Raw genomic sequence first — 25252 nt, 5'->3', positions numbered from 1 at the left:
CGCGTACCCGGCGCCCGCCCCGGCCCCCGGTCCGCTCCCCGAGAGCGCCGTCGACGCCGTGCGCGCCGGGTACGCGTTCACCGGCCCGGCCCTCGAGCTCGGCGCCCTCGTCAACGGCGACGCGCGGATCGACGTGCCCGTCCGCATCCCGCTCGGCATGCTCAACCGGCACGGCCTCGTCGTCGGCGCGACCGGCACCGGCAAGACGAAGACGCTGCAGGTCCTCGCCGAGCAGCTCTCGGCCCACGGCGTCCCCGTCTTCGCTGCGGACATCAAGGGCGACCTCTCCGGCCTCGCCACTCCGGGCACCGCGACCGACGCGCTGCTCGCCCGCACCCGCGGCATCGGCCAGGACTGGCGGGCGGAGGCGGCCCCCGCCGAGTACTTCGCGCTCGGCGGCATCGGCACCGGCGTCCCCGTCCGCGCCACCGTGACGGGATTCGGCGCGCTGCTGCTCGCGAAGGTGCTCGGCCTCAACCACACGCAGGAGTCGAGCCTCGGCCTCGTCTTCCACTACGCCGAGAGCGCCGGTCTCCCGCTCGTCGACCTGTCCGATCTCCGCGCCGTGCTCACCTACCTCGTCGGCGACGAGGGCAAGGCGGAGCTCGCCGAGCTCGGCGGGCTGTCCAAGGCGACCGCCGGCGTGATCCTCCGCGAGCTGATCGCGTTCGCCGACCAGGGCGCCGACGTGTTCTTCGGCGAGCCCGAGATCGACACGGCCGAGTTCCTCCGCCTCGCCGCCGACGGGCGCGGCGTCGTCAGCCTCCTCGAGGTCCCCGGAGTCGCCGACCGACCGGCTCTGTTCTCCACCTTCCTGATGTGGCTGCTCGCCGACCTCTTCAACGACCTGCCGGAGGTCGGCGACCTCGACAAGCCGAAGCTGGTGTTCTTCTTCGACGAGGCGCACCTGCTCTTCCGCGACGCGTCGAAGGACTTCCTCGCCGCGATCACCCAGACCGTGCGCCTCATCCGCTCCAAGGGCGTCGGCATCGTCTTCGTCACGCAGACCCCGAAGGACGTGCCGGGCGACGTCCTCGCCCAGCTCGGCTCCCGCGTGCAGCACCAGCTCCGCGCGCACACGCCGGACGACGCCAAGGCCCTCCGCGCCACCGTCTCGACCTACCCCGAGAGCGACTACGACCTCGGTGAGGTCCTCCAGGCGCTCCCCATCGGCGAGGCGATCGTGACGGTCATGAACGAGCGCGGCGCCCCGACCCCGGTCGCCTGGACGCGTCTCCGCGCCCCGCTCGGCTCGATGAAGCCCACCCCCGAGGCCGACCGCGAGGCGAGCGTCCAGAGGTCCCCGCTCCTCGCGCGCTACGGCACGCCCCTCGACCGCGACTCCGCCCGCGAGATCCTCACCCGCCGGCTCGACGCCGCCGCCGACGCCGAGGAGGCCCGCGCCGCCGCCGAGCAGCAGGCCGCCGACGACGCCCGCCGCGCCAAGGAGGACGCGCGTCGCGCCAAGGAGGAGACCGCGGACGCCGCCCGCCGCGCGAAGGAGCGGGCCGCCGCCGAGCGCGCCGCTGACCAGGCCGCCGAGCGCTCCCGACGGCGCACGGCACCGACCTCCCGCGGGACCCGCACCGCCCGCCGCGACAAGACGGTCGTCGAGGAGGTGCTGGGCTCGAGCGCCGGCAGGACCCTGCTGCGCGAGGTGGTCCGCGGGATCTTCGGGACCGCCCGACGGCGCTGAGGCGGCCCGGGCCGGCCCGGGAGACGAGGCGCTAACGGGAACGTGTTAGCGTCGGTAGCATGAGTGAGAGCGGGACGACGCGGGAGCGGATCCTCCGAGCGACGGTCGAGCTGCTGGCGGACGGCGGGCGGGACGCGGTGTCGACGCGGGCGATCAGCGCGGCGGCGGGGGTGCAGGCCCCTACGATCTACCGGACGTTCGGCGACCTGCGCGGGCTGCTCGACTCGGCCGCGGCAGCCGGATTCGCCACGGCCCTCGCCGACTTCGAGCGGAGCGAGGCGCCGGCCGACCCGGTCGACGCGCTCCGTGCCGCCTGGGATCACCACGTCGCCTTCGGACTCGCCGAACCGCACCTCTACGCGCTGATGTTCACCGCACGGCCGGGGGAGGAGTCGGAGGCGGCGCGCCTGTCCCGGGGCGTCCTCCTCGACGCGGTCCGGGCCGTCGCCGAAGCCGGCCGCCTCACCGTCGACGTCGAGCGTGCCTCCCGCCTGCTCCAGTCGGCCGCGCTCGGCTGCACCCTCACGCTGACCGCCCTCGCCGACCTCGACGACGAGCTCTCGTCCCGCTCGCGCGAGTCCGTCCTCGCGGCGATCACCACGGCGGAGGCGGGCCCCACCGATCCCGCCGCCCGTGCGGTCGTCGCGCACGCCGTCGCCCTGCGGACGGCGCTGCCGCAGATCGAGCCCCTCAGCGCGGGGGAGCGGCTCCTGCTCGACGAATGGCTCGAGCGCATCGCCGACTGACGGCCGGCGTCGCCGGAGGGTCCGTATCGCCGCCCTGTCGTCCGCGTTGTCGTAATACGGATGGCGACGGGCACGATCCGGGACCGGCACCTACGGTCGGACCATGTCGCGAACCATAGCCGAACTCTTCTTCCGCCCGGTCTGCGCCGCCTGCTCGGCCCCGCTCGTCGCCCGCCGTGGCGCTTTCTGCTCCGACTCCTGCGCGCGGACGAACCACCTCTACGGCTGATCTCCCGCACGCCTGGCGCGCGCCGAACGATCGGCGGCGCCTGCTCGGCGCGACGTCGTCGGCTGCAGCTGCGTGTGCGCCGGCGGCGCGAACCCGGCGCTGCGTGAGCGCGCCGCTCACGACGGACGCCCGCACCGGTCGACCGGGCCTCGACGATCGGCCGCACCGGTTAACCAAAACGGTGCCCGTGCTGGCGAGAGCAACGGACACCGTTCGCGGAGGATGGGGGATTCGAACTCTCCCAGTCGAGCGGGCGAGTTGGGTCCGATCGCTGCGATTGCGGGCCGGCGGTGCATTGGCGAAGTGGCACAGTGAGCGGTTCGGAACGGTTGCTGTCGGTTCGATACGGGTCAGAATGTGCCCGCTGGTGTGCCACCTGTCGCATATGATGACGTCACTTCCGGCAGATGATGCAGCGTCAGCGCAGAGTCGCCCGTAGGGTCCAGCCATGGCCGACGCGCTGCACCCCGACCCCGGAACCGCCGCCGTGATCGACGCCGTCCATCGCAGCGGCCGATCGCACGCTTGGGTAGCTCGCCGCATCGGCATCTCTGAGGGGACGATGCACCGCAAGATGACGTGCAAGTCGCCAATCACGGTGGTCGAGGCGGTGCGGATGATGCGGGCCGTCGGGACGACGTTCGTGGCTGAGCTGCGCCGCGCGGGGGTTTAGGTCAGCGCCTCGAGCTTCGCGAGCTTCGTTGCTCGCTCTGTCCGGGCACCTCGTGGCTGTAGAGGTACCGACCGGTGTCTGGGTTGGTCATTACCTTCCCATCGCGCCAGGCGAGCAACCACGGCGCCTCGTCGCCGACGTTGCGGAACGCCTGTTCGTAGACGGACACCTCGCGGGGGCGGGCGGGGTGGTTCGGGTCGTAGCGGGTTCCCATGGTCGCGAGCGTCGCGGGGACTACCGACATTCACGGCGTCACCCGCTTGTCGTCCCGCCACCCTTCGACCGAGTAGCGGTCGGGCATCGGCCCGTCCTGCTGCGCGCGAGCGATCGCGGCATTCGCGTCGTCGGGGCTGGTGAAGATGCCCAGGACGGTCGGCGCCTCAGACCATGGGCCCCTGACCGTCACGAGGTAGTGCGTTGAGTTCGACGACATGATTTGATCATCGCGGAGTGACTCTTCGCCGCGACCTACTGGCGCGAAGCTCGGCTCCCTTGGCGCAGTAGCGTCATGCCGTAGGGCCTAGAAGCCGAGCTGATCGTCGAGGTCTTTCTCGAGCTGGTCAGCGGCGGCTGCGTCCGCAGCAGCGGCGATCTGAGCGTCCGTAGCGTCGGCCGGAACGTCGATGTCGATCTTCTTTTCGATACCCATTCGTCAACGCTACTCGCGGATGAACAGTCCGATGGTGTCAGGTCGGCCATCTTCTAGCGGGGGGCCTCCGTACTGAGCTTGGAACCCGGTCAGCTCGTCCTCGAGTCCCGTCAAATGCTCGACGACGCCGTCGGCGGTCTGCTGTGGAAGCACGAGGTCCGCGCTGCCGACTACTAGCAGAGCGCCCGCGGTCAGGCGTAGAAGTTGCCGGTGCAAGCTCCTCTGACCGTCTGGGCCGAGATGCCGCCAGGCATTGCGAACGAGGACGACGTCCGCGGTCGGGATTGTGCAGGTGCGGAGATCGGCGACGCTGAACGTGACCCGCTCGCGTACAGAGGCCGACGGTCGGAACGTCTTCTCGTCGAGTTGTTCAAAGTGGCTGAGCGTCCTCGCCGGCTTCATCACTCGTGCGACACCCGCCGACATAATCGCCTGGGCAACCTCGGTGTTCTTGGTGCGACCTTCTATAGCGAGAGCGATCAGCTCGGGGTCGATGTCGGTCGCAATGACCCGGCCGGGGATGTCGTACTCCTCGAGCAGCATCGCCATCGAGTACGCCTCCTCTCCGGTGGCGACCGCGCCAACATAGACGGTGACCGGACCCTCGATGGACTGCAGGTGTTCCAGGATCGGCTTCCAGGCCCTCGGGAACCTAAACCACGTTGTGCGCGCGATCCCCATGCGGGTGGTCGTCTGCCTGAGATCGAACTCGTCGCTCATGATTCCCCCTTCACCGCGAGGAATCCCGCGAACTGCATCCACCGCATGACCGGCTCGACGTCCTCGAACCCTACCGATGCGAGCTCGTCGACCAGCTGCACCGTCGTGCGCGGCCTCAGCACGCCCCGCAGCGCGCGGTCCTTCGCGAGGACGTCGACCGGCGAGAGTCCGGCGCGCAGTTTGTGGGAGTGGAGCGCCTGTGCGGCGCGGCTCTGCGCTGCGGGCGAGCTCGGGAGCGTCTTCTCGAACAGGATCAGCGCCCCGCCCGGCTGCAGCGCGTCAAACACGTTGCGCAGCAGGCTTGAGCGGTCTGCCGGCGCGAGGAACTGGACGACGTAGTGCGCGACTACGAGATCCGGGGTGCCGAGGTCGCAGGTCGTCGCGTCGCCGAGCCGGAACGTGGCGCGGGAGTCGCGGGCCTGCGCCTCGACGAGCATCTCGGGCTCGGAGTCGATGCCGACGACATCTGCGGCGGGGTGCCGGGCTGCCAGCGCGGCCGTGAGCGTGCCGGTAGAACAGCCGACGTCGACGATCGATGCGCCTGGACCGGCCCACCAGTCGGACAGCTCAAGGATCAGCTCGTGGCCCTCCCTGTAAAGGGGCACGGAGTCGGCGATGTGGTCCTCGAATCGGGACGCGAGGCCTGCATCCCATGCCCAGCACTCTCGGGTGGTGGTCCCTGCGTCGATCATCGGGGAGATCCTCTCGGGGGGTTCGTGTGGAAAAAACGTCGTGGGTGTATGGGCACTACTCCCACGGGGTTGCCGCTCCCTCACCCCCCAGGGGGTGGTGGGGGGGTGCTCAGGCGGTCGATCCCCATCCCGGCGACGCCTGGATCGGCGGCCGGACTGTCGGGGTCTCGGAGCGTGCTGGTCGTCCTGCTCCGCGCTGTCCGTTGCAGAACGCGTGGAGTAGACGGGTGTTCTCGCGGGTGTAGGGCGACCCGCCGTGCGCGATGGGGATGATCTCGTCGACGACAGGGAAGCGCGGGTCGTACTGACCCAGCTCGGTAGCCATGGCGGTACCGAGCCAGTCGGTAGGCCACGGGCAGTCGCCCCACGTGCAGTAGGCGCCGGCAGCGAGGAGGCGCTTGCGCAGCTCGCGTCGGCGGTGTCCGTTCGCTACTCGCGGGTTCGGCATTTCGCCTTCGTTCTGTCGAGGGTGGTGCGAGCCCGACCGGATGAGTCACGGTCGGGCTCGCTGTAGGCGCTGGCGAGCTGCGGACGGGCGGAAAGGAGTTACACCCTTGCTCTGCCATCGTTCCCGCGCCGCCGATGCCGTGGCCGCGGGTGACGTTGACGCCTACGAGCCGAGGGTGATCTTCTGCACGGCGGCGGCGTGCGGGTAGAGGATCGCGGCGCGCATGGTGGCCTTCACTGCGACGCGGTCGCTGGTGAAGAAGACGGACCGGTCGATGTCGAGGGTCACGTCCTGCCGGATGGCGACGATGATGCGGGCCTGCGGGATGCCCCAGACGGTGCCCTTCTTGACGGCAGGGCTGACGCGCAGCGGGATGCCTGCGATGAGTCGGCGGGATGCCTGCGTGGGGTCGGCGCTGAGCAGGGGCTCATTCGATCCGGTCGACTTCTTGAGGACGGCGAGCTTGAGCGCGTCGTCGGGGTGAGCGACGAAGGATGACAGGGTGACTCCGGCGGTCTCGGCTGCGGAGGCTGCCTGCTCGAAGGGGTCGAGGTTGGTGCCGCTGCCGGCGACCGCGTTGAAGCCGACGAGGTTTTCGAGGCCGGCGGGCTGGGCCGCGTTGGAACCCTTCGCGCCGAAGAACGCGGCGTCGAACTGGCGGGCGATGTCGCGGGCGAGGCCGTTGCCGACGAGCTGCGCAGCGGCGGGGCTGCTGTCCTCGGCGAGCTCCTTGCTAATGACGGTGAGGCCGGCGAGCTTGTAGAACGGGCTGGCGGCTTCGCCGAGGTTGGCGTCGCTCGCGGAGATCTCGGCGCCCTCGGCGACCCAGGATGCGACCGGGTCGGCCGTGACGATGGGAACGCGGTACGCGTTGACCTGCGCTCCGGTGCTCTGGACGTCTGCGACCTGCAGGGCGACGGATGCGGCCTGCACGGGCTGGACGATGAGGGAGTGGACCTGCTCGGGGAGGAACGCGCGGTTGGCGCTGGCGGTGGTCATGGCCACGATGGGCTCTCTTTCCGGTGGCACAGAAACGGCCACCTACAACGAAACGAATGGAGTGTTTCGCGCGGTGGCCTCGGGCCGTACCGTGCTGCCCGCCGGGGGCTGCGTGTGCCGCCAGGACCGGACCTGCCGGGTATCTGACTGCATGGTCAGTCTATCCGGCAGGCCCGACGTCGGCCTAGTCCACGTTGTCGTGAGCGTGCGGGTCGAGAGCCGCGGCCCAGGACATCGCCTCAGGTGCTACGGACTGCGGCGTCGTGCCCTGATTCGGGATCACGCCAGGGTCCGGCACGTGCTTCAGCCCCAGCGAATCGCGCGCGGACTCGGCAGCTGCGGCGACCTTCTCGGGATCGACGTTGCCGTCCTCGTCGAGGAGATCCGCGAGCTGCGAGCCGGCCGCCCACACGGCCGATGCCTTCTCGATCTTCGTGCTCGCGATGCGCTCGACGTCGGAGCGCTGCAGAGACTCGACACGGCTGCGCAGGGTGTCCCGCTCAGCCTCTGCCTCGCGCAGCTGGCGGCGGTACTTTGCCGCCTCGCTGTTCCCGTTCTGCTGCTGCTCCTCGGCCTTCTGAGGGGCTTCTACGGTCTCGGTGGTGGTCTCGGTCATGGGTCTTCCTTCCTTCGTGAGAGTCGTTTTTTTTGGGCGGGGAGAGATGAGCACTACTCCGCAGGGGGTGCCGGGTTCTCGGGGGTGGGGTCTGGTGCCCACCCCCGAAGAACCGTCTAGGCGGTGGTCGCCTCGTTGTCGTCGGGCTTGCCGCGAAGGCGAGCGAGGCGCACGCGGATGATGCGGTCGAGCTCGTTCTGCGACCTGATGGGACGGAACGCACCGGGCCGCTGCTCGGCGGCATAAGCCGCGTTGAAACGCGCCTCCCAGCGGCCGGCGTCAGACTTCCACCGGTCGCGATCGGCGCGCAGCCTGTCGATCTCCGACTCAAGGCCACGAATGCGGGCAAGACTGGCCTCGAGGCGATCGACTCGAGCGCTCAACGGGGTATCTACGGAATCAATCATCAATGCTCCTTTCTCGATAGGAAGGTGTCGTCGCATGTCGGGCAAGTCTCGACCCCTTCTCCTTCTACTGCTGGGTGAATAGGCATCTGGCAGACACGGCAATTCGTCCACTCGTCAGCGGGCACGGCATCTAATTGAAGTCGCCACTCATAGATGCATGCCCCGCAGTTGCCGAGGTTGTCCGTCCGCTCACGATGAGTCGGGCATGTCGGTGCAGGGCGGTCCTGGTGGCTCAGGTGTAGTAGCCACCTGTAGGGCCGTCCTGGTTCCTTGGTCGGCCAAGGGGGTACGGCTCCCATCACGCGGTCCTCGGAATCCAACGCACCTTCTGGCCCTCACGCACAAGACCGAATGGCTGATCGAAGACCTCGCCAGTGCGAGAGTCGGTGCGGTCCTCGACGTCATCTCGAGGCTGCGGGACGGGTCGTTCTTCTTCGTCTACTGACCCGCTTCTTTCCTGGCCTGTCCTTGCACTTGCCTTGCCTACGGCGTGATCGGTCACGTCCCCGGTCTCGTGACCGGTCACGGTCTCCTGCTTGAAGGCGGGCTGGCGAGCTCCCCTGGCCTTCTCGCGTTCCCGCTCGCGCAGCGCCTTGTTCTTGACGCGGTTGCGTTCGCGCTGCCACTCGACGTCGACCGCGAGGCTTTGCGTCTGCGCCCAGTTGAGTACCTGCACGTGATCGGTGTTCCGCTCCCAGAACTGCGCCTGCACGAGCTCCGCGACGGCCTTGGGATCGGTGCCTTCCGGGTGCAATAACCGAAGTGAGCGGATGGGGATGCGCCCATCGGTTCCCTGCTCGGCAGACCACATGAGTGCGCCGGTCATCATTCGATATGCCTTGTCGGAAAGCTCTTCGACTATTGGGTCGGTAAGCCACCGCCCTGGGAGTCTTGCGTCAGTCATAAGGGCCTCCTTTCTGTAAATTGGAAAGCGCGGGTGTCGAGCTGCTGTCGGCACCCGCGCTCTCTATTGGGTCAAGTGATCGTTGTAGGCGCGCTAGCAGGGCACTTCGTCCGGCCAGGCGTCGTCAGTCGCGCGTTCCGCCCGAAGCGCCTGATCCAGTAGCGAGACGCCCAGCGATCGCGCCTCGTCTGCTGTCAGTGCGATGCTCACGCGCTTCGTCCACAGCACGACCTGTTGCGTGGCGCCCTCAGCGGATCGGGTGGAAGCACGGATGATCTCGCCGCTGGCGGTCGTCATCGTCGCCGTCACGAGGTCGGCTTCTTCGCGATCGCGTCCGAGTAGGCGGCACTCAAGCGCCAGAGCATCGTCACGGTGAGCAACCGCATGCTCCCCAGCTCGATCAGCGCGATGGTCGTTGGGTTCGTGTCTGCGATCCGCGCAGCATGTCGCCTCGAGAGGCCGGCGCGGCGTCTCAGCATCCGCAGCGCCGTTCCGATGCCGTCGACCTCGGCGATGATCTCGGCGGGTCCGATGCGGGTTGTCGTCGCCCAGTCGGTTGACGAGCGCTGGGTGCAGGTGCGACCGCGGCGGCGTAGGCCGGTCAACAAGAAGTGGACGGCGGCGGCGGGGGTTCGGAGGTGCAGGTTCAGACCGGTGACGTGTACGGTGTTCATATCAGTCGTTTCCTTTCGTGGAAGTTTGGTTCGGCTTCTCGCCCGTGATCTCCCTGCCAGGAGTCACGGGCTTTCTCTTTGCGGTCACGAGGCCGCGCGCTCGTCCTCGACGATTCCGAAGACTCGGAGCAGCGCGGCCCGGGGAATCATTCGGCGGGCGCCGAGCTGGATGCTCGGGATGGTGCCGGACTCGACACCGGCCTTGATCTTGCGGACGTCGATCTGCACGAGGGCGGCGGCGTCCTTGAAAGTGAGGGCGGCTGGCCCTGCGATCGTGATGGTCACGGTGACCCTTCCTGTAGGTGGGTGGTGCTCGGTCGTCGTACGGCCTCGCCCGCGCCGCGCATCTCGCGTCGGCTGGTTCGAGGCATCACTTGGAGCCCCGCTGGTAGTTCCCGCGTGGGCGTTCCCTCGTCTCCGGGTCTCACCGGTGGAGGGCTCTCTGTGGAGTTGAAGGCCACTGCAACTGGACGTCTAGTGGCTGAGACCATGCTTGCACATGTTGAGGGGTGACCACAACGGCCTTCAATAGATTCCCGCTGCCACTGACCGTGTAGCCTGTGACGCATGGCTGGAAGCACTCGCGATCATGAGCCCGCGCCCACGGGTGTTGAATGGGCGGTCGCGGGAGAGCAAGACGCTTGGTACTCACTTGCTGGCGGCATCGCGATCCCGCGTGAAGTGCGAGTGATGCGGCTGACGGACGAGGAGTGGGACTTCCAAGCGAACGTGACGGTGCTCTTTGACTCGGACGCGATGCGATACGAGATCACAGCGATATCGATCAGCGGTCAGGAAAGAGCGGGGAGGCCCGCCCCTATCACTGCAAAGTCACTTCGACTCTTGCTCATCAACAAGCTCGAGGAAAAGATCTTCTCCGGTTCGTTTCCGCTTCTGGTTATGAATGAGCGCATGCTCAGCTTTCATGCCTACGGCTTCGAAGGGCTTGAGAACGGCGCCGCGATGGTGCGCGGCGAAGGACCCACGCCTAAAGCGCTGGCTTTTGCAGCCTCGGTGTATTGCTTCTACTTCGCGATTCGCGGGAAGCCAACGCAACGCATTGCCGAGCTCATGCAACTCCCGCCCAGTACGGCAAGTCATTGGGTTCGGCTTGCTCGACAACGCGGATATCTAAGCAAAGACTCGACGAAGAGCATCGACTATGCGCCGCTGATTGGTGAGGACGAACCAAAACGTGAGCCCAAGACGCGCAAATAACGCGGGGACGGTCACGAGCTACACGACGACATCGGGGCGCGTGCTCTGGCGCCTTGCCTACTGGGTGGAGCTCGAGAACGGGGAGCGCGCGCGGAAGTTCAAGCGCGGCTACGAGAGCGAGCAGGACGCGCACGCGGCGCTAGAAGACGTCCGCGTAGACATGCGGCGCGGCTCTCACGTCGAAGAGATCCGCGATCGCCTGGACGACTACGCGGCCGAGTATCTGGCGACGATCCGGGTGCGCCCGACGACGCTGGCCGGCTACCGGAAGCACTACCGGGTGCACGTGCAGGGCTCGACGCTGGGCAAGCTGCCGATATCCGCAATCACGAAAGACCACCTGAACCGGTTCTACCGGGGCCTCGAGCGGTCGGGGCGTAAAGACAAGGGGCACGAGGGGGAGCCACTGGGGCTCGCGACAGTGCGGCACGTCCACGTGTTGCTCTCGCAGATCCTCTCGCACGCGCTGGACGACGGGAAGATCAAGACCAACCCCGCGAAGAAAGCATCACCGCCGCGAAAGGTCGATGCGGCGCCGCCCGAAATGCACGTGTGGACAGCGGGGGAGTCGAAGCAATTCCTCGACTGGTCGCGCGAGAGCGGGGACTATCTGTATCTCGCATGGCGGACGCTGCTCGCCACGGGTCTACGCCGGGGGGAGATCCTGGCGCTGCGCTGGCGCGATGTCGACTTCACGGCGGGAACAATCGTCGTCCGGCGCGCGATGCAGTACGTCAAAGAGGCTGGGACGGCCCCTGTGACGACGTTCGGACCTCCGAAGAACGGGAAGCCGCGGAACGTCGACATCGACCCGCAGCTGGTCACTGAGCTCCGGGTGAGGCGTGACGGCATCCGTTCCGTTGCGCCGGAGCACGCCGCCGCCGACTCTCTCGTGTTCTCGAACCGGTACGGGCGCCCGCACAACCCGGTGCAGTTCTCTCGGCAGTGGCGCGAGCGGGTTGCGAAAGCGCAGGAGACCCTGCCGGATTTGCCGACGATCAAGCTGCACGAGGGGCGCCATACGCACGCGACCACGCTGCTGAGCGCTGGCGTGAACGTCCGCGTGGTTTCGGAGCGGCTGGGGCACACTTCCGCGGCCGTCACGCTGACGATCTACGCGCACGCGATCAAGTCGCTGCAGCGCGCCGCCGCGGACATGATGGGCGATCTGTTCGCCTAACTGTGCCTCCTGCTGTGCCACTAGCGTCGAACGTCGGTCGCCGGGGACGCAAAAACGGTGCCCGTGCTGGCGAGAGCAACGGACACCGTTCGCGGAGGATGGGGGATTCGAACCCCCGAGGGCTTTCACCCAACACGCTTTCCAAGCGTGCGCCATAGGCCACTAGGCGAATCCTCCTGGCACGACCTGAGCCGCGACTCATCGATACTAGCCGGTGTCGGAGCCTTCCGCTGACCACGACCCCGACACGCCCCGCTCTCCTCGGCCGCCGTCGTCGGTTAGACTGTCACCCGGCTCCCCGCGTGGCGCCATCCAGGCCAACTCCCCCAGGGCGGAAACGCAGCAAGGGTAACCGGGCTCTGGCGGGTGCGCGGGGGGTCTTCTTCCGTTAACCGGCCCGCCTGCTCCGCCGATGGACCGCCGCACAGCCGCTACAAGGCCCTACCGACTGCGGACGCTCCTCCACAGCCGCGCGCCGTGCACGCCCTCCCATCCCTGGCCTCTACTCAGCCAGGCGGAGGGACCCCCTCGGTAGGCTGGATCCGATGGTTCAGAGCATCTACATCTCGTCCGCCGAAGGTCATTCGGGCAAGTCCACGGTCGCCCTCGGCGTCCTCGATGCGCTCAGCAGCCAGGTGCAGCGGGTCGGCGTCTTCCGCCCGATCGCCCGCTCCACCTCCGAGCCGGACTACGTGCTCGAGATGCTGCTCGGCCACTCCGACTCGGGCCTCGCCTACGAGGACTGCATCGGCGTCACCTACGAGGACGTCCACGCCGACGGCGAGGCGGCGCTCTCGCGGATCGTCGAGCGGTACAAGGGCGTCGAGGCCCGGTGCGACGCCGTCGTCATCCTCGGCTCCGACTACACGGACGTCGGCAGCCCCACCGAGCTCGGCTACAACGCCCGCATCGCCGCCAACCTCGGTGCCCCGGTCCTGCTCGTCCTCACCGGCCGGGACTCGTCCCGCAGCGAGCAGCTGGGCCAGGCTCCCGCGCGCACGCCGGAGGAGATGCGCCAGATCACGGAGCTCGCCTCGGTCGAGCTGCGCACGGCCCACGCGAGCCTCATCGGAGTGATCGCGAACCGCGCCGATCCCGACACCGCCGCCGATGCCGTCGCCGCGATCCGCGAGAGCATCCCCGCCACCGTCCCGGTCTGGGCGATCCGCGAGGATCCGTTCCTCGTCGCTCCAAGCCTGTCCCGCCTGGTCGAGGCGGTCGACGGCGTCGTCGTCGCGGGCGATCCGGAGCTGCTCGGCCGCGAGGCGCTCGGCGTGGTGATCGCCGGCATGTCCATGGTCAACGTCCTGCCGCGGCTCACCGAGGGCGGCGTCGTGATCGTCCCCGGAGACCGGCCCGAGGTCGTCCTCGCCGTGATCATGGCGTACGCCTCCGGCACGTTCCCCACCGTCACCGGCATCATCCTCAACGGCGGCTTCGAGCTGCCGGAGCCGATCGTCCGGCTGATCGAGGGCGTCGACAGCCGCGTGCCGATCGTGATGACCGAGCTCGGCACCTACGACACCGCCGTCCGCGTCACCGCGGCCCGCGGCCGCCTGGCGGCCGACTCCCCGCGCAAGCGCGACACCTCCCTCGCCCTCTTCCAGGAGGCGGTCGACGCGGTCGAGCTGCTCACCCTCCTCGACGTCGGCCGGTCCGAGGTCGTCACGCCGCTGATGTTCGAGTACGGGCTGATCGAGCGCGCGCGCATCGCCGACCGCCACATCGTCCTGCCCGAGGGCGGCGACGACCGGATCCTCCGCGCCGCCGCGACCGTGCTCAAGCGCGGCATCGCCCGGCTCACGATCCTCGGCGAGGAGGCCGAGATCCGCGCCCGTGCGGCGGGCCTCGGCCTCGACCTCGATGGCGCCCGCGTGCTGAGCACCCTCGACCCGGAGCACCGCGCGCGCTTCGCCGAGGAGTACGCCCGCATCCGCGCGCACAAGGGCATCACCTACGACCACGCCTACGACACGGTCACGGACGTCTCCTACTTCGGCACGATGATGGTGCAGCTCGGCCTGGCTGACGGGATGGTCTCGGGAGCCGCGCACACGACGGCGCACACCATCCGCCCCGGCTTCGAGATCATCAAGACGAGCCCGGGCGTCTCGGTCGTCTCGAGCGTGTTCCTGATGGCGCTCGCCGACCGCGTGCTGGTCTACGGCGACTGCGCGGTGAACCCCGACCCCACCGAGGCGCAGCTCGCCGACATCGCGATCTCGTCCGCCGAGACCGCCCAGCAGTTCGGCATCGATCCCCGCATCGCGATGCTCTCCTACTCCACGGGCGAGAGCGGAGCCGGCGCCGACGTCGAGAAGGTCCGCGCGGCGACGGCGCTGGTGCGCGAGCGCCGACCCGACCTGCTCGTCGAGGGCCCGATCCAGTACGACGCGGCGGCCGACGCGGCGGTCGCGGCCTCGAAGATGCCCGGCTCCCAGGTCGCCGGGCGCGCGACGGTGTTCATCTTCCCCGACCTCAACACGGGCAACAACACCTACAAGGCCGTGCAGCGCTCGGCCGGCGCCGTCGCCATCGGACCGGTACTCCAGGGTCTGCGCAAGCCGGTCAACGACCTCTCGCGCGGCGCGCTCGTGCAGGACATCGTCAACACCGTCGCGATCACGGCCATCCAGGCCGCCACCCAGGCCATCGTCCCGCCCACCGCCGCCATCCCCGTGGTGCGCTAGCGGCGACCCCGCCGCCGCCCCTCCCGACCCCGATCACCCCAGGAGTCCCCTCATGTCCGTCGTCCTCGTCGTCAACAGCGGATCGTCGTCGTTCAAGTACCAGCTCATCGAGATGACCACCGAGGAGACGCTCGCCAGCGGCCTCGTCGAGCGGATCGGCGAGGACACCGGCCGCACGAAGCACACCCGCGACGGGGAGTCGTTCGAGATCGAGGGGCCGATCCCCGACCACACCGCCGGCTTCGACGCGATGATCCGCGCATTCGGCGAGCACGGCCCGAGCCTCGACGAGTTCCCTCCCGTCGCCGTGGGCCACCGCGTCGTGCACGGCGGCAAGCGCTTCTTCGAGCCCACCGTCGTCACCGACCTGGTCAAGATCAACATCGAGGACCTCGCCGACCTCGCCCCGCTGCACAACCCCGCCAACCTCGAGGGCATCGAGGCGGCGCAGAAGGCCTTCCCGGACGTCCCGCACGTCGCTGTCTTCGACACCGCCTTCCACCACACGATCCCGGCCGAGGCGTCGACCTACGCGCTGCCCGCCGAGCTCGCCGAGAAGCACCGCGTCCGTCGCTACGGCTTCCACGGCACCTCGCACAAGTTCGTCTCGGAGGCCGCCGCCGCCTATCTCGGCCGCCGCCGCTCCGACCTGAAGACGATCGTCCTGCACCTGGGCAACGGAGCGTCCGCCTGCGCGGTCGACGGTGGCGTCTCCGTCGAGACCTCGATGGGCATGACCCCGCTCGAGGGCCTGGTGATGGGCACCCGCTCCGGCGACCTCGACCCGGCCGTCGTCTTCCACCTGGCCCGCAAGGCGGGCCTCTCGATCGACGAGCTCGACACCCTCCTCAACCGCCGAAGCGGCCTCCTCGGCCTCACGGGTCGCGGCGACATGCGCGACGTCCAGGAGGCGGCCGAGGCCGGCGACGAGCAGGCCCGCGCCGGGCTCGAGGTCTACTACCACCGCCTCCGCCACTACATCGGCGCCTTCTACGCCCAGCTGGGCCGCGTCGACGCCGTGGTGTTCACGGCCGGAGTCGGCGAGAACGTCGCCGCCGTCCGAGCCGGCGCCCTCCGCGGCCTCGAGGGCCTGGGCATCGAGCTCGACCCCGAGCGCAACACGGCCTCCGACCGCGGCGCCCGCCGCATCTCCACCGACGACTCCCGAGTCGCCGTCCTCGTGATTCCGACGAACGAGGAGCTGGAGATCGCCCGGCAAAGCTTGTCGGTCGTGTAGCGGCGGAGCCGTGACACGACTCGCGGTCGGCTTCCGGGGGTGGTGGCTCCCGTGGAGCGGGTCCTGTCGGGCTGCCCTGAATCGCTCGCACGCAGCGGTGCTTGCTCGTCGTGCAGCGGTGACCCGCTGCACGACCTCGGTCGGCCTCTCAGGGGTTGCGTTCCGCAGAGCGTGGAGCGTCGGGCTGCCCTGAATCGCTCGCACGCGATTCCGGGTCGCGGCCCTCTGCCGAATACTCGGGCCCTCCTGCTGGTCGAGTAGCCGCGGGACGCGGCGTATCGAGTCCGAGCGCGAGGGAGGAGATCTCGATGCGGCTGCTGCGCGGGCTGCTCCATCGGCAGGAGCCGGCCGAGGAGCCCCGGCTCAGGGCAGCAGGCGCGCGTCGCCCGCGTAGAGGTTGAAGCCGGAGCCGCGGCTGAAGCCGATCAGGGTGAGGCCGGAGTCGCGAGCCAGGTCCACCGCCAGCGACGACGGGGCACCGACCGCGGCGAGCAGGGGGATGCCGGCCATCACGGCCTTCTGCACCAGCTCGAACGAGGCGCGCCCCGACACCTGCAGCAGCGTCCCCCGCAACGGCAGCCGCCCCTCCCGGAGCCCCCAGCCGACCACCTTGTCCACGGCGTTGTGGCGCCCGACATCCTCTCGGAGCACCAGCAGCGAGCCGTCCGCGTCGAACAGCCCGGCCGCGTGGACGCCGCCCGTCCGCTCGAACACCGCCTGCGCCTCGCGGAGCCGATCGGGGAGCGAGACCAGCAGCTCCCGCTCGACCCGCAGGTCGTCCTCCGCGACGCTCCACGCCGAGTCGGTGGCGACCGCCTCGAGCGACGCGAGCCCGCACACTCCGCACGAGCTCGTCGTGTACACCGACCGCTCGCGCTCGAGCAGCACGGCCTCCCGCCCGCCGCGGACGCTCGCGTCGACCACGTTGTACGTGTTCTCGCCCGGCCCGGAGCCGCTCGCGCAGTAGCGCATCGCCGCGAGCTGCTCCGACTCGGTGAGCACCCCCTCGGACACCAGGAATCCCGCGACCAGGTCGAAGTCGTCGCCGGGCGTGCGCATGGTCACGCTGAAGCGTCGTCCGCCGACGCGGATCTCGAGCGGCTCCTCGACGGCCAGGACGTCCTCGCGACGGCGGGGCGGATCGTCGGCGCGGACGGCGGTCAGGCGGGTGCGGGCGACACTGCGGCTCATGGGTCTCCTCAGGCGGTGGAGGTCATCCTCCCACCGGGAACCGGGAGCGATGCCGGGGTGCGGACGTACGATGCAGGAATGGTCGATGACGCCGAGCCCCGCGAGAGTCCGATCGACGAGAGCCGCCTCTCCGTCCGGTCGCCGAAGAGACGCGCCGTCGGGATCCCCGGCGTCGCCCACGCCCTCGAGATCTCGCTCAAGCAGATGGGCCCGGTGCGCAGCGCCGAGACGCTCCTGCGGGTGAACCAGAAGACCGGATTCGACTGCCCGGGCTGCGCCTGGCCGGAGGGCGACAAGCGCCACGTCGCCGAGTTCTGCGAGAACGGAGCGAAGGCGGTCGCCGAGGAGGCCACGCTCCGCACCGTCACATCGGCGTTCTTCGCCGCGCACCCCGTCGCGGAGCTGGAGGAGTGGGACGACTTCGCGCTCGGCCAGCAGGGCCGGCTCACGGAGCCGATGCTGCTCGAGGAGGGCGCGACGCACTACCGGCCCGTGGGCTGGGACGAGGCGCTCGACCTCGTGGCCGAGGAGCTGCGCGCCTGCGCGAGCCCCGACGAGGCGATCTTCTACACGTCCGGCCGGACCTCGAACGAGTCGGCCTTCGTCTACCAGCTGATGGTCCGCGGCTTCGGCACGAACAACCTGCCCGACTGCTCGAACATGTGCCACGAGTCCAGCGGATCCGCCCTCACCGAGACGATCGGGATCGGCAAGGGCTCGGTGAGCCTGCGCGACGTGGAGCGGGCTCCGCTGATCATCGTCGCCGGCCAGAACCCCGGAACGAACCACCCGCGGATGCTGACCGCGCTGGAGCGCGCCAAGCGCGCCGGCGGCACCATCGTGGCCGTGAATCCGCTGCCGGAGGCGGGGCTGCTCCGCTTCCAGAACCCGCAGACCGTCCGCGGCACCCTGGGCGACGGCACGGCCCTCGCCGACCACTTCCTCCAGGTCCGGCTGGGCGGCGACCAGGCCCTGTTCCAGGGTCTGGGCAAGGCGCTGCTCGAGTCTGAGGAGGCGCGCGGCGACGTCTTCGACCACGCCTTCATCCGCGAGAGCACCGGCGGCCTCGCCGAGTACCTCCACGGGCTGCGGGAGGTCCAGTGGGACGAGATCGAGCGGGCGAGCGGGATCGACGAGACGCGCATCCGCACCGTCGCCGAGCTGATCGCGGCGTCCGAGGGCACCGTCGTCTGCTGGGCGATGGGCCTCACGCAGCACGCGCACTCGGTCGCGACGCTCAAGGACGTCGTCAACGTGCTCCTGCTCACCGGCAACATCGGCAAGCCCGGCGCGGGCGTCTGCCCGGTGCGCGGCCACTCGAACGTGCAGGGCGACCGCACGATGGGCATCTTCGAGCGGATGCCGGACTCCTTCCACGACGCGCTCGACCGCGAGTTCTCCTTCTCCTCCCCGCGCGTGCACGGGACGGACACGGTCGCCGCGATCCGGGCGATGCGCGACGGGAAGGCCCGCGTGTTCATGGGGCTCGGCGGCAACTTCGCCCGGGCGACGCCCGACAGCGGAGTGACGGAGGCGGCGATGCGCTCGCTCGCCCTCACCGTCCACGTCTCGACCAAGCTCAACCGCTCGCACGTGGTCACCGGCCGGCGCGCGCTGATCCTGCCCACCCTCGGCCGCACCGACTCCGACGTGCAGCGCTCGGGCGAGCAGCGGGTCACGGTCGAGGACTCGATGAGCGCCGTGCACGCCTCCCGGGGCCGCCTGCGCCCGCCGAGCCCGGGCCTGCGCTCGGAGGTGGCGATCCTCACGGGGATCGCGGAGCGGCTGCTCGAGGGCCGCGAGAACGTCCCCCGGGTCGACTGGGCGGGACTGCGCGACGACTACCGCCGCATCCGCTCGCACATCGCCAACGTCGTCCCCGGTTTCGACGGCTTCGAGGCCCGGATCGACGTGCCCGGCGGCTTCGTCCTCCCGCACCCGCCGCGCGACTCGCGCCGCTTCGACACCCCCTCCGGCCTGGCCCGCTTCACCGCGAATCCGATCGAGTACCCGCGGGTTCCGGAGGGCAGGCTGCTGCTGCAGACGCTGCGCTCGCACGACCAGTTCAACACCACGATCTACGGCAAGGACGACCGCTACCGAGGGATCCACGACGGCCGCCGGGTGGTGTTCGTCCACGCCGACGACGTCGCCGAGCTGGGCTTCGCGGACGGCGCGATGGTCGACCTGGTCTCGGAGTGGCCCGACGGCGTCGAGCGGCGGGCGGAGGCGTTCCGCGTCGTGGCGTACGACACGCCCCGCGGCTGCGCGGCCGCCTACTACCCCGAGACGAACGTCCTCGTGCCGCTGGACTCGACCGCGAAGATCAGCAATACGCCGACCTCGAAGTCGGTCGTGATCCGCCTCGAACCGGCGGCGTAGGCCTCACCAGGGCAGCGGCAGCAGGCGCACGGAGTCGCCTGCTGCCGCTCCCGGTGCGGGCACGACGGCCACGGCCTCCGAGGCGGCGAGACCGGTGAGCATGTGCGAGCGGATGCCGGCGGAGGCCCGCCAGCCGTCCTCGCCGGAGCAGACGGGCACGAGCACCGTGGTCCCCGCGCGCCCGAGCGGCTCGGCGAGGACGCCCCGGCCGAGGGGCCGGGCAGCGGCGCCGGACGCCGCGTCGAGGGCCGGCGGCAGGAAGGAGACCGCCGCGAGCAGGGCGGCGAGCGGGTTGCCCGGCAGCGCGATCACCAGCGTCCCTCGCGGCAGCAGCGCAGCCATGGTCGGGTGGCCGGGGCGCATTCCGACGCCGTCGACGAGGACGCGCGCGCCCACCGCATCGAGGGCGCGACGGACCGCGTCCACCCGGGAGCGCCCGGTCCCGCCCGTCGTGAGGAGGATCGGCGCCGTGCCCGCCAGCAGCGTCCGTGCGATCGCCTCCTCGTCGTCGCCGCGGCGCACGATCTCTCCCACAGCTCCGCCCGAGAGCTCGACCAGCGCGGGCAGCAGCGGCGTGAACGCGTCGCGCACCCGTCCGGCGGGCGGCATCCCCTCGGTGTCGACCTCGTCCCCCGTGAGGAGCAGGTCGACCGCGGCGGGCGGGCGGACGTCGAGCGCGTCGATCCCGGCGACCGCGAGCAGGGCGAGGTGCGCGGGAGTGAGGCGGGTCCGGGCATCGACCAGCACGGCTCCGCGGGCGGCCTCGTCGCCCGCGCGCCGGACGTGGCGGCCGGGCGGGAGGGGCGCCCGCGCCCTGAGCAGGTCGTCGCGGACCGCGCCCTGCTCGGACGGCAGCACCGCGTCGCTCCAGTCGGGCACGGCGGCTCCGGTGACGATCGGCGCGGCGGTGCCGTCCTCGAGCGGCCAGGGCCCGGGTCCGCGCACGGCCCAGCCGTCCATGGCCGAGGAGTCGTAGTGGGGGAGCGGCCGGGCGGCGGTGACGGCGCGGTCGAGGACGGCTCCGCGGGCGTCGAGGAGGGGGACGGTCGAGACGCCGGAGCGCGCCACCGCTTCGCCGACGATCCGCCTGGCCTCGTCCCAGTCGGTCGCCTCGTGCCCATGCGCGCTCATCCCGTCCATTCTCCCGGGGCTCGGGGCGGGCCCTGGGCAGGACCCGCCCCGTCGGTCATCCCAGGTAGCCGTTCGGGTTCAGCACGAACTTCTTCGCGGCGCCCTTGTCGAAGTCGGCGTAGCCGCGGGGAGCGTCGTCCAGGCTGATCGCGGTGGCCTGGACCGCGTCGGCGATGTGGACCCGGTCGTGCAGGATCGCCATCATCAGCTGCCGGTTGTACTTCATGACCGGGCACTGGCCCGTGGTGAAGGACAGCGACTTCGCCCAGCCGAGCCCGAGGCGGATCGACAGCGAGCCCTCCTGGGCCGCCTCGTCGACTCCGCCCGGGTCGCCCGTGACGTAGAGGCCCGGGATGCCGAGGGCGCCGCCCGCCGCGGTGATCGACATCAGCGAGTTCAGCACCGTCGCCGGCGCCTCCTTCCCCGAGTCGGCGCCGTTGCCGTGCGCCTCGAAGCCGACGGCGTCCACTCCGCAGTCGACCTCGGGCACGCCGAGGATCTGCTCGATCTGGCCGGCCGGATCGCCCTTCGAGACGTCGACCGTCTCGCAGCCGAAGGAGCGCGCCTGCGCCAGACGCTCCTCGTTGAGGTCCGCGACGATCACGACGGCCGCTCCGAGCAGCTGCGCTCCGACCGCCGCGGCGAGTCCGACCGGTCCCGCTCCTGCGACGTAGACCGTGGACCCGACGCCGACTCCGGCGGTCACCGCGCCGTGGAAGCCCGTCGGGAAGATGTCCGAGAGCATCGTCAGATCGAGGATCTTCTCGAGCGCCTGATCGCGGTCCGGGAACACCAGGAGGTTCCAGTCGGCGTAGGGGACCATCACGTACTCGGCCTGCCCGCCGACCCAGCCGCCCATGTCGACGTACCCGTACGCGCTGCCAGGGCGGTCCGGATTCACGTTGAGGCAGATGCCGGTCTTGCGCTCCTTGCAGTTGCGGCAGCGGCCGCAGGCGATGTTGAACGGCACGGACACGATGTCGCCGACCTTGACGAACTCGACGTCGGGGCCGACCTCCACGACCTCGCCGGTGATCTCGTGGCCGAGCACGAGGTCCGACGGAGCGGTGGTGCGGCCGCGGACCATGTGCTGGTCCGAGCCGCAGATGTTGGTGGAGACGGTGCGGAGGATGGCGCCGTGCGGCAGCTTCCGCCCGATGTTCGCCGGATTGACGCCGGGTCCGTCCTTCAGCTCGAAGGCGGGGTAGTCGATGTCGATGACCTCGACGACTCCGGGGGACTTGTAGGCGACGGCTCTGTTGCCTGACATGCGGGGCTCCTTCAGATGGACGACCGCGGCGCAGTCGGCCGCGGGAGTACTGCGCCGCTCTCGGTCCGAGCCGCGGCGCCGGGACTCGGGGGAACCGTACGGCGTCGACCTGGTGCCGGATCGAGGCCGGTGGAGTAGCGTCTCAGGAGGCGTGCGGACGCTCGTCCACCGCCCGGTGCGAGGCCGCGAGCGCCGCGTCGAGCGCGTCCCGGCCGCCCCCGGCCAGGCCCGCCGCGTAGCCCGCGAGGAACGTGGTCAGCGGAGCCGCCGGCCGGACCACTCCGTGCGCCGCGCGACCGGCGAGGGCGAGCAGGGCGTCCGGGTCCACCGGGACCTCGCCGAGGCCGAGCGCGGAGCACAGCTCGGCCCACCAGCCGGCGAGCACCTCCTCCGTGGGGCGGGCGCCGTCGGAGGCGGAGGGGCGGGGGCCGGTCGTGTCGTCCATCCGCTCAGTCTGCGCCGCGCGGGCCCGACAGGTCGATCCCGTGCCGGAGCGCGTCGGCGGGCGCGTCGACGTCGTCGGTCGTCCCTCCGGGCACCGTCACGAGCCGCGGGGGAAGGTCCCGGAGGAGGGCGCGCACCGAGGCGCCGTCGGGATCGCCGAGCGCGGTGAGCGCTTCGACGAGGGCCGCTCGCCGGTGCACGCCGAGGAGCTGCTGGGCTCGGCCGCTCGCGTCGACGGCCAGGAGGGAGGCCTCGACGGCGCTCGATGCGACCTCGAGCAGCGTGTGCACGGCGGGAGCGGGGGCGACGAGATCGGCGGCGAGAACGACGACCCAGTCCGGAGCGCCCGGGCGGTCGAGCAGGGGCAGCGCGGCGGCCAGGCCCGCGACCGGGCCGCCGAACGGCGGATCCTCCTGGACGAGCTCGGCGCCGTCGACGGCCTGTGCGAGCGACGACGGTCCGGCCACGACCCTCCGCTCGGCTCCGCGCACGGCTGCGAGGGCGGTGCCGAGGAGCGTCGACTCGCGGTGCCGGAGGAGCGGCTTGACCGCGCCGCCGAGGCGGGAAGCGCGTCCGCCGGCGAGCACGACCGCGTCGAAGCGGGGGAGCGGAGGCGGCGGGAGCACGGGACCGAGGCTACGCGCGCTCCGGTCTCCGCCGTCCCGGCTCCGGTGTCGGAGGTCGCGGCTACTCTTGTCGGGTGGTAGCAGCCCTGTATCGCCGGTACCGGCCCGAGACGTTCGCCGAGATGATCGGCCAGTCCCAGGTGACGGATCCGCTCATGACGGCGCTCCGCACCAACCGCGTCAACCACGCCTACCTCTTCAGCGGCCCCCGCGGCTGCGGCAAGACCACCTCGGCGCGTATCCTCGCCCGCTGCCTCAACTGCGCGACGGGCCCGACCGACACCCCCTGCGGCGTCTGCGACAGCTGCGTCGAGCTCAGCCGCGAGGGCCAGGGCTCGCTCGACGTGGTCGAGATCGACGCGGCGAGCCACAACGGAGTCGACGACGCGCGCGATCTGCGCGAGCGCGCCATCTTCGCCCCGGCGCGCGACCGCTTCAAGATCTTCATCCTCGACGAGGCGCACATGGTCACGCCGCAGGGCTTCAACGCGCTGCTCAAGATCGTGGAGGAGCCGCCGGAGCACGTGAAGTTCATCTTCGCGACCACGGAGCCGGACAAGGTCATCGGCACGATCCGCTCGCGCACGCACCACTACCCGTTCCGGCTCGTCCCGCCGGCGCAGATGCTCGACTACACGCAGGAGCTCTGCGAGCGCGAGGGCGTGCACGTGGCGGCCGGCGTGCTGCCGCTCGTGGTCCGCGCGGGCGGCGGGTCCGTCCGCGACACGCTCTCCCTGCTCGACCAGCTGATGGCCGGCTCCGAGGCCGAGACCGTCGAGTACGAGCGGGCCGTCGCCCTCCTCGGCTACACTCACGGCGCCCTGCTCGACGAGGTGGTCGACGCGCTCGCCGAGCACGACTCCGCCGAGGCGTTCGGAGCGGTCGACCGCGTCATCCAGACGGGGCAGGACCCGCGCCGCTTCGTCGAGGACCTGCTCGAGAAGCTCCGCGACCTGATCGTCGTCGCGGCGACCGGGGGCGCGGCCTCGGCCGTGCTCCGCGGCGTCTCGCAGGACGAGCTCGACCGCATGGCCGGCCAGTCGCGCGCGCTCGGCCTGGCCGAGCTCTCCCGCATCGCCGACGTGGTCAACGAGGCCCTCACCGAGATGACCGGTGCGACCTCGCCGCGCCTGCACCTCGAGCTGATGATCGCCCGAACCCTGGTGCACGGCACCGGCGCCGGCATCGCGCCCGTCGCGGCCCAGGAGGAGCGCCCGCGGCACGTGGCCCCGCCGCGCGAGACCGCGGCGCCCGCCCCGCGGTCGTCCGAGGCGTCGCGCGCGTCCGAGCCGTCCCGTGCGCCCGAGCCCCACCACGCCTCGCACGCCGCCGCTCCCGGCTCGGTGCCCGAGACCATCGCGGCCGCTCCGCGCACCGAGGCGCCGGTGACCGCGTCCGCACCGGTCGCCGCGCCGCCGGTGACGGCGCCCGAGGAGACGGCGGCCGCGCCGGAGGCGGACGAGTCCGCGTCGGCCGAGTCAGGACGCCCCCGCGCGACGACCGCCGCGGCGGCTCGTCCGGAGCCGGTCGGGCAGGAGCCGTCGGATCAGGCCGCTGCGTCCACTGAGGCGCCCGCCGCCTCCGCACCCGCTGCGGCCGCGGGCGACGCATCCGCCGACGGCGCGGTCACCCTCCAGCGGATGAAGGACACCTGGCCCGAGATCCTCGAGGTCGTGCAGAAGGCGAAGATGACCGCCTGGCTGGTGGCCTACACCGCCCAGGTGCGCGCCCTCAAGGACGACGTGCTGACCCTCTCGTTCCCGAGCCAGAACGACGTCGAGTCGTTCAAGATGCCGGGAACCGCTGGGCAGCCCGGAGTCAGCGAGTACCTGCGTCAGGCGATCCAGCAGGTCCTCGGCCTGCGGGTGAAGTACATCGCCCGCGTCGAGCCTCGCGCCGCCGCCCCGGAGGCCGAGCGCGCCGCCGTCGAGGCGACCGCCGCGCCCGCCCCGGCTGCGCCGATCCCGGCCGCGACCGGCTCCGACGGCTGGGCCACGGTGGCGATCCCCGCCGATCCGACCCCTGCGGCCGAGGCGGCTGCTCCCTCCGCTCCGGTGGAGGCCCCCGCCGCGGCCGCCGAGCCGGTGCGCGCCGCCCCTCTCGCCGCCGCTGAAGCCGCTCCCGCCGGCGACGAGCCCCCGTTCGACGAGGAGCCGCCGGAGGAGGACATGCCGCCGGTCGAGCCGCCGATGCCCGACTCCTGGGCGACCGTCGCACCTCCCGGCGAGCCCGCCGCCGCGCCCGAGCCCGCCGCCCCGCCGCGGCCCGCCCCCGTCGCCGAGCGTCCGGCTCCCGCCGCGCGCCCGGTCACCCGCACGACCCGCTCGGCGACCGCCGACGGCCGTCAGCGCTACGGCGAGGCGGTCGTCCGCGAGATCCTCGGCGCCCAGTTCATCGAGGAGCAGCCCCACACGCCGCGCGGCCCCCGCG

The 25252-nt window shown here is 70.9% G+C and carries 28 protein-coding genes, 1 tRNA gene and 1 other RNA gene; 11 read left to right on the top strand and 19 right to left on the bottom strand.

Going from position 1 to position 25252, the window contains the following annotated elements; genetic code table 11:
- From C5B93_RS15940 to C5B93_RS15930, 4 genes are all read left to right on the top strand, one after another.
- On the top strand, positions 1-1696 hold a 1696-nt coding region (locus C5B93_RS15940; RefSeq protein ID WP_258068251.1), incomplete at its 5' end, for a DUF853 domain-containing protein.
- A gap of 59 nt (positions 1697-1755) precedes the next feature.
- A complete protein-coding gene (locus C5B93_RS15935; protein WP_104292914.1) occupies positions 1756-2442 on the top strand; it encodes a TetR/AcrR family transcriptional regulator in 687 nt (228 codons plus the stop codon).
- Between the two features lie 103 nt (positions 2443-2545).
- Positions 2546-2671: a hypothetical protein gene (locus tag C5B93_RS17745; protein WP_258062975.1), complete on the top strand. Its 126-nt coding sequence runs from the start codon at positions 2546-2548 to the stop codon at positions 2669-2671.
- 448 nt (positions 2672-3119) lie between these two features.
- On the top strand, positions 3120-3344 hold the full coding sequence (locus tag C5B93_RS15930) for a hypothetical protein (protein WP_104292913.1): 225 nt from the start codon (positions 3120-3122) through the stop codon (positions 3342-3344).
- Position 3345: 1 nt separating this feature from the next.
- Here the strand turns inward: C5B93_RS15930 and C5B93_RS15925 are convergent, their stop codons facing one another.
- The 13 genes from C5B93_RS15925 to C5B93_RS15875 form a co-directional block, all read right to left on the bottom strand.
- A complete protein-coding gene (locus C5B93_RS15925; protein WP_146078527.1) occupies positions 3346-3558 on the bottom strand; it encodes a hypothetical protein in 213 nt (70 codons plus the stop codon).
- A 30-nt stretch (positions 3559-3588) separates the two neighbouring features.
- Positions 3589-3777, bottom strand: coding sequence for a hypothetical protein (locus C5B93_RS15920; RefSeq protein ID WP_104292911.1), 189 nt, complete (start codon positions 3775-3777; stop codon positions 3589-3591).
- Between the two features lie 87 nt (positions 3778-3864).
- Entirely contained in the window at positions 3865-3993 is a 129-nt protein-coding gene (locus C5B93_RS17740; protein ID WP_258068249.1) for a hypothetical protein, read from the bottom strand.
- A gap of 9 nt (positions 3994-4002) precedes the next feature.
- Positions 4003-4713: a CheR family methyltransferase gene (locus C5B93_RS15915; protein WP_104292910.1), complete on the bottom strand. Its 711-nt coding sequence runs from the start codon at positions 4711-4713 to the stop codon at positions 4003-4005.
- Positions 4710-5405, bottom strand: coding sequence for a methyltransferase domain-containing protein (locus C5B93_RS15910; protein WP_104292909.1), 696 nt, complete (start codon positions 5403-5405; stop codon positions 4710-4712). The genes C5B93_RS15915 and C5B93_RS15910 overlap by 4 nt, the downstream gene beginning before the upstream one ends.
- Positions 5406-5514: 109 nt before the next feature.
- Positions 5515-5730: an HNH endonuclease gene (locus tag C5B93_RS17045; RefSeq protein WP_146078526.1), complete on the bottom strand. Its 216-nt coding sequence runs from the start codon at positions 5728-5730 to the stop codon at positions 5515-5517.
- Between the two features lie 285 nt (positions 5731-6015).
- Positions 6016-6852: a phage major capsid protein gene (locus C5B93_RS15905; protein ID WP_104292908.1), complete on the bottom strand. Its 837-nt coding sequence runs from the start codon at positions 6850-6852 to the stop codon at positions 6016-6018.
- Positions 6853-7036: 184 nt separating this feature from the next.
- Positions 7037-7468, bottom strand: coding sequence for a hypothetical protein (locus tag C5B93_RS15900; RefSeq protein ID WP_104292907.1), 432 nt, complete (start codon positions 7466-7468; stop codon positions 7037-7039).
- Positions 7469-7584: 116 nt separating this feature from the next.
- The gene (locus tag C5B93_RS15895; protein WP_104292906.1) at positions 7585-7875 is read right to left on the bottom strand and encodes a hypothetical protein; all 291 of its coding nucleotides are present in this window, start codon (positions 7873-7875) and stop codon (positions 7585-7587) included.
- Positions 7876-8173: 298 nt separating this feature from the next.
- Positions 8174-8704 (bottom strand): hypothetical protein, encoded by a 531-nt coding sequence (locus tag C5B93_RS15890; protein ID WP_104292905.1) that lies wholly within the window; start codon positions 8702-8704, stop codon positions 8174-8176.
- Between the two features lie 168 nt (positions 8705-8872).
- Positions 8873-9088, bottom strand: coding sequence for a hypothetical protein (locus C5B93_RS15885; protein ID WP_104292904.1), 216 nt, complete (start codon positions 9086-9088; stop codon positions 8873-8875).
- A complete protein-coding gene (locus C5B93_RS15880) occupies positions 9085-9453 on the bottom strand; it encodes a helix-turn-helix domain-containing protein (protein WP_104292903.1) in 369 nt (122 codons plus the stop codon). Before C5B93_RS15880 ends, C5B93_RS15885 begins: the two co-directional genes overlap by 4 nt.
- Before the next feature lie 84 nt (positions 9454-9537).
- Positions 9538-9738: a helix-turn-helix domain-containing protein gene (locus C5B93_RS15875; protein ID WP_258063966.1), complete on the bottom strand. Its 201-nt coding sequence runs from the start codon at positions 9736-9738 to the stop codon at positions 9538-9540.
- A gap of 282 nt (positions 9739-10020) precedes the next feature.
- Here C5B93_RS15875 and C5B93_RS15870 point away from each other — a divergent pair, with 282 nt between their 5' ends.
- Together C5B93_RS15870 and C5B93_RS15865 are read left to right on the top strand one after the other, a co-directional pair.
- Positions 10021-10671 carry a hypothetical protein gene (locus C5B93_RS15870; protein ID WP_146078525.1) on the top strand — a complete coding sequence of 217 codons (651 nt, stop codon included), beginning with the start codon at positions 10021-10023 and terminating at the stop codon, positions 10669-10671.
- A 64-nt stretch (positions 10672-10735) separates the two neighbouring features.
- Positions 10736-11851 carry a site-specific integrase gene (locus tag C5B93_RS15865; protein WP_146078524.1) on the top strand — a complete coding sequence of 372 codons (1116 nt, stop codon included), beginning with the start codon at positions 10736-10738 and terminating at the stop codon, positions 11849-11851.
- A gap of 92 nt (positions 11852-11943) precedes the next feature.
- Here C5B93_RS15865 and C5B93_RS15860 read toward each other — a convergent pair.
- Positions 11944-12028 (bottom strand) — tRNA-Ser (locus C5B93_RS15860).
- A 112-nt stretch (positions 12029-12140) separates the two neighbouring features.
- Here C5B93_RS15860 and ffs point away from each other — a divergent pair.
- The 3 genes from ffs to C5B93_RS15845 all read left to right on the top strand — a co-directional run bounded on the left by ffs (position 12141) and on the right by C5B93_RS15845 (position 15778).
- Positions 12141-12237, top strand: an RNA gene (gene ffs, locus C5B93_RS15855) — signal recognition particle sRNA small type.
- A gap of 159 nt (positions 12238-12396) precedes the next feature.
- Positions 12397-14541 (top strand): phosphate acetyltransferase, encoded by a 2145-nt coding sequence (gene pta / locus C5B93_RS15850; RefSeq protein ID WP_104227473.1) that lies wholly within the window; start codon positions 12397-12399, stop codon positions 14539-14541.
- Positions 14542-14593: 52 nt separating this feature from the next.
- Complete coding sequence (locus C5B93_RS15845; protein WP_104292900.1) at positions 14594-15778, top strand: acetate/propionate family kinase; 1185 nt, start codon at positions 14594-14596, stop codon at positions 15776-15778.
- A 363-nt stretch (positions 15779-16141) separates the two neighbouring features.
- Here the strand turns inward: C5B93_RS15845 and fdhD are convergent, their stop codons facing one another.
- A complete protein-coding gene (fdhD, locus tag C5B93_RS15840; RefSeq protein WP_104225120.1) occupies positions 16142-16969 on the bottom strand; it encodes a formate dehydrogenase accessory sulfurtransferase FdhD in 828 nt (275 codons plus the stop codon).
- 78 nt (positions 16970-17047) lie between these two features.
- Here fdhD and C5B93_RS15835 point away from each other — a divergent pair, with 78 nt between their 5' ends.
- Positions 17048-19351, top strand: a complete 2304-nt coding sequence (locus tag C5B93_RS15835) for an FdhF/YdeP family oxidoreductase (RefSeq protein ID WP_104292899.1) — start codon at positions 17048-17050, stop codon at positions 19349-19351.
- Between the two features lie 3 nt (positions 19352-19354).
- Here the strand turns inward: C5B93_RS15835 and C5B93_RS15830 are convergent, their stop codons facing one another.
- The 4 genes from C5B93_RS15830 to C5B93_RS15815 form a co-directional block, all read right to left on the bottom strand.
- Positions 19355-20482, bottom strand: a complete 1128-nt coding sequence (locus tag C5B93_RS15830; protein ID WP_181068420.1) for a molybdopterin molybdotransferase MoeA — start codon at positions 20480-20482, stop codon at positions 19355-19357.
- A 55-nt stretch (positions 20483-20537) separates the two neighbouring features.
- Positions 20538-21752 carry a formaldehyde dehydrogenase, glutathione-independent gene (gene fdhA / locus C5B93_RS15825; protein ID WP_104292897.1) on the bottom strand — a complete coding sequence of 405 codons (1215 nt, stop codon included), beginning with the start codon at positions 21750-21752 and terminating at the stop codon, positions 20538-20540.
- 142 nt (positions 21753-21894) lie between these two features.
- The gene (locus C5B93_RS15820) at positions 21895-22197 is read right to left on the bottom strand and encodes a DUF6457 domain-containing protein (RefSeq protein ID WP_219812223.1); all 303 of its coding nucleotides are present in this window, start codon (positions 22195-22197) and stop codon (positions 21895-21897) included.
- Positions 22198-22201: 4 nt separating this feature from the next.
- On the bottom strand, positions 22202-22822 hold the full coding sequence (locus C5B93_RS15815) for a molybdenum cofactor guanylyltransferase (protein ID WP_258068247.1): 621 nt from the start codon (positions 22820-22822) through the stop codon (positions 22202-22204).
- 74 nt (positions 22823-22896) lie between these two features.
- Between C5B93_RS15815 and C5B93_RS15810 the strand changes: the two genes are divergently transcribed.
- Positions 22897-25252: DNA polymerase III subunit gamma and tau (locus C5B93_RS15810; protein ID WP_104292915.1), on the top strand; the 2356-nt coding region annotated here is incomplete at its 3' end.

This window comes from Rathayibacter sp. AY1A2 (genome assembly GCF_002930935.1).
Lineage (GTDB): Bacteria > Actinomycetota > Actinomycetes > Actinomycetales > Microbacteriaceae > Rathayibacter.
This window is presented reverse-complemented; position numbering and strand designations above follow the sequence as displayed.

Coding starts and splice junctions, on each gene's coding strand:
- C5B93_RS15835 (WP_104292899.1), top strand. CDS start 17,048: ATGGTCGATGACGCCGAGCCCCGCGAGAGTCCGATCGACGAGAGCCGC.
- fdhA (WP_104292897.1), bottom strand. CDS start 21,752: ATGTCAGGCAACAGAGCCGTCGCCTACAAGTCCCCCGGAGTCGTCGAG.
- C5B93_RS15820 (WP_219812223.1), bottom strand. CDS start 22,197: ATGGACGACACGACCGGCCCCCGCCCCTCCGCCTCCGACGGCGCCCGC.
- C5B93_RS15925 (WP_146078527.1), bottom strand. CDS start 3,558: ATGGGAACCCGCTACGACCCGAACCACCCCGCCCGCCCCCGCGAGGTG.
- C5B93_RS15890 (WP_104292905.1), bottom strand. CDS start 8,704: ATGATGACCGGCGCACTCATGTGGTCTGCCGAGCAGGGAACCGATGGG.
- C5B93_RS15920 (WP_104292911.1), bottom strand. CDS start 3,777: ATGTCGTCGAACTCAACGCACTACCTCGTGACGGTCAGGGGCCCATGG.
- C5B93_RS15830 (WP_181068420.1), bottom strand. CDS start 20,482: ATGAGCGCGCATGGGCACGAGGCGACCGACTGGGACGAGGCCAGGCGG.
- C5B93_RS17740 (WP_258068249.1), bottom strand. CDS start 3,993: ATGGGTATCGAAAAGAAGATCGACATCGACGTTCCGGCCGACGCTACG.
- C5B93_RS15870 (WP_146078525.1), top strand. CDS start 10,021: ATGGCTGGAAGCACTCGCGATCATGAGCCCGCGCCCACGGGTGTTGAA.
- C5B93_RS15930 (WP_104292913.1), top strand. CDS start 3,120: ATGGCCGACGCGCTGCACCCCGACCCCGGAACCGCCGCCGTGATCGAC.
- C5B93_RS15900 (WP_104292907.1), bottom strand. CDS start 7,468: ATGACCGAGACCACCACCGAGACCGTAGAAGCCCCTCAGAAGGCCGAG.
- C5B93_RS17045 (WP_146078526.1), bottom strand. CDS start 5,730: ATGGCTACCGAGCTGGGTCAGTACGACCCGCGCTTCCCTGTCGTCGAC.
- C5B93_RS15845 (WP_104292900.1), top strand. CDS start 14,594: ATGTCCGTCGTCCTCGTCGTCAACAGCGGATCGTCGTCGTTCAAGTAC.
- fdhD (WP_104225120.1), bottom strand. CDS start 16,969: ATGAGCCGCAGTGTCGCCCGCACCCGCCTGACCGCCGTCCGCGCCGAC.
- C5B93_RS15915 (WP_104292910.1), bottom strand. CDS start 4,713: ATGAGCGACGAGTTCGATCTCAGGCAGACGACCACCCGCATGGGGATC.
- C5B93_RS15880 (WP_104292903.1), bottom strand. CDS start 9,453: ATGAACACCGTACACGTCACCGGTCTGAACCTGCACCTCCGAACCCCC.
- C5B93_RS15895 (WP_104292906.1), bottom strand. CDS start 7,875: ATGATTGATTCCGTAGATACCCCGTTGAGCGCTCGAGTCGATCGCCTC.
- C5B93_RS15905 (WP_104292908.1), bottom strand. CDS start 6,852: ATGACCACCGCCAGCGCCAACCGCGCGTTCCTCCCCGAGCAGGTCCAC.
- C5B93_RS17745 (WP_258062975.1), top strand. CDS start 2,546: ATGTCGCGAACCATAGCCGAACTCTTCTTCCGCCCGGTCTGCGCCGCC.
- C5B93_RS15935 (WP_104292914.1), top strand. CDS start 1,756: ATGAGTGAGAGCGGGACGACGCGGGAGCGGATCCTCCGAGCGACGGTC.
- pta (WP_104227473.1), top strand. CDS start 12,397: ATGGTTCAGAGCATCTACATCTCGTCCGCCGAAGGTCATTCGGGCAAG.
- C5B93_RS15910 (WP_104292909.1), bottom strand. CDS start 5,405: ATGATCGACGCAGGGACCACCACCCGAGAGTGCTGGGCATGGGATGCA.